The following is a 2,194-nucleotide window of genomic DNA, read 5'->3' as shown; positions in this document are numbered from 1 at the left end:
AAGCCTTAATTACGGGAATGGCCAAGGCTCCTAATCCCACGAAACCTAATCCTCTTAAAAAATCTTTTCTTTCCATACTAGATATAATTTTTGGGTTACAATTGTAAAAGTATTTAAACTCATAAATGGATTAAAATTTATGAGGTAATGCAAAGATTTTAAGAGGTAAATAGGTTAAAAATGTCCTTTTTTAACAAAATGAGATGTGTTATTGTTTGTTAAGCAAAGCAAAAAAGGTGGTTTCATAACTCGCGCTTACTGGAATTTCCTCGTTGTTTATGTAGATTATTTTATTTCTGACTTTTTCTATTTTGGATATAGAAACAATAAACGAACGATGTACCCTAATGAATTCGGTCTCCGGAAGCTTTTGCAATAAAGCTTTCATGGTCATTCTTGCGACAATTGTTTTCTGGTTCAGGATATGAATTTTAAGGTAATCATCAAGTCCTTCGATGAATAGAATATCAGAGAGAAGAATTTTATTCAAACTATAATCGGCTCGAACAAAAAGGTATTGCTGTTCAGGATTTTGGTTTTGTAGTTTCCATTGTGAGTATGCTTTTTCCACTGCTTGTTCAAAACGAAGAAAAGAAAATGGTTTCAAAAGATAATCAGTTGCACTCAATGTAAATCCTTCAACAGCATATTCAGAATAGGCAGTTGTGAATATCACCATGGTTTTGTGTGGCAATTTTTTGTAGAAATCAATGCCAGAAATAGCGGGCATATTGATATCCAAAAACAGCAAATCAACAGGATATTTTTTCAAATATTTGAGAGCATCCTCGGATTTGGTAAATGTTTTTTGCAAATCAATTGTGTCTATTTTATCACAAAAATTTAGTAAAACATCCAGTGCAGGTGGTTCATCATCCAGTGCAATTGCTTTTATCATCCCACTTTTAGAGTTAAGGTTATCAGATATGTTTTTGGATTATCATCAATAGACAAAACATGATTGTTTGGATACAAAAGCGTGAGTCTTTCTATGGTGTTTTGTAAACCAATGCCACTGTCAGATTGAACGGATTGCACTTTATTGTTGGATACAAATAAAGTTAAATAATCTCCAACAATGGTAATTCGAATACAAATCTCGGAATTCTCATTTGGATTAACACCGTGTTTAAAGGCATTTTCTATAAACGATATTAAAATAAGTGGTGTAATGGCTTTCCCAAATGAACTGCCTTCCATTGTATAATCAACCGTTACGGTGTTTCCCAAACGAGTTTTTTGTAGTTGTATGTAATTGTTGATGTAATTGATTTCTTTGTCTAAAGCAATGACATCGTCGTTGGCATTTGTCATGATATACCGCATTAATTCAGATAATTGTATCACTGCATCGGCGGTTTTGTCGTCTTTTTTTATGGCCAATGAATAAATGCTGTTTAGGGTATTAAACAAAAAATGCGGATTGATTTGTGCTTTCAAAAAAGACAATTCTGATTTCATTTTATCTTCTTCCACTTTCTGAAGCCGAATTTTTATGGCAATGAATAAACTTGAAATAACACCAATCAGATAAACCAGAATAGTATGGTTGTATTGAGTGGGAGGCCCGCCAAAATGGGTCAGTCTATTAAACCCCTGTTGTGGTATTTTATGGGGAATGGGACCGATTGGATGTTTAAAATTTTCCGGTTTTGGCGGGTGCATTTCTCCCACAGGAAATGGTTTTGACGATCTGAAATCGAGAAAATTTCGATCTGGAGTATCAAAAACGGTTGAAATCCAAAGAAAAAAAAGTAGAAACAACGTTAGAGTTATAACATAGCGAATCTGTTTTTCTTTGAAATAAATTTTCGGAATTAAAATGTAATAATTGAAATAGAAGAATAACAGCAGCAAAAAATAAATGAAAAAGTATATCCTATCATGAGGATTACTAGCTAAATTAGGTAAACTAAAAATACTGCCAGTAGAAGAAAACGCATACGGTAAAAACAGAAATATAAAACACAAGCAGATGTGCATTACATAAAAAGAAATATTTTTTTTCATAATCTGATCAATTCCTCAAAAGTATGATTCTTAAGGCTTCCAATCAAATTATTGCGGTGAAAATGATGATTATTGAGGTAGTTTTAGAATTTATAATATCTTTATAGTGTTGTGTCATTTTGTTCCAATATACCATTGAATCCTAAATTTTAGAAATAAAAAAAGCAACTCAATTGAGAGTTGC

Annotated in this window: 2 protein-coding genes; both read right to left on the bottom strand. The window is 32.3% G+C overall.

The genetic code is table 11. The features are described from left to right. Positions 1 to 208 precede the first annotated feature (208 nt). Positions 209 to 898 carry a LytTR family DNA-binding domain-containing protein gene (locus VFS71_RS01600; RefSeq protein ID WP_326398954.1) on the bottom strand — a complete coding sequence of 230 codons (690 nt, stop codon included), beginning with the start codon at positions 896 to 898 and terminating at the stop codon, positions 209 to 211. Next, positions 895 to 1,665, bottom strand: a complete 771-nt coding sequence (locus VFS71_RS01595; RefSeq protein WP_326398956.1) for a sensor histidine kinase — start codon at positions 1,663 to 1,665, stop codon at positions 895 to 897. Before VFS71_RS01595 ends, VFS71_RS01600 begins: the two co-directional genes overlap by 4 nt. Positions 1,666 to 2,194: the final 529 nt, after the last annotated feature.

Origin of the sequence: Flavobacterium sp. (assembly GCF_035760125.1) — a bacterium.
GTDB lineage: Bacteria > Bacteroidota > Bacteroidia > Flavobacteriales > Flavobacteriaceae > Flavobacterium.
This window is presented reverse-complemented; position numbering and strand designations above follow the sequence as displayed.

Excerpts from the sequence above, each read along its gene's own strand:
- VFS71_RS01600 (WP_326398954.1), bottom strand. The coding sequence starts at position 898 with ATGATAAAAGCAATTGCACTGGATGATGAACCACCTGCACTGGATGTT.
- VFS71_RS01595 (WP_326398956.1), bottom strand. The coding sequence starts at position 1,665 with ATGCACCCGCCAAAACCGGAAAATTTTAAACATCCAATCGGTCCCATT.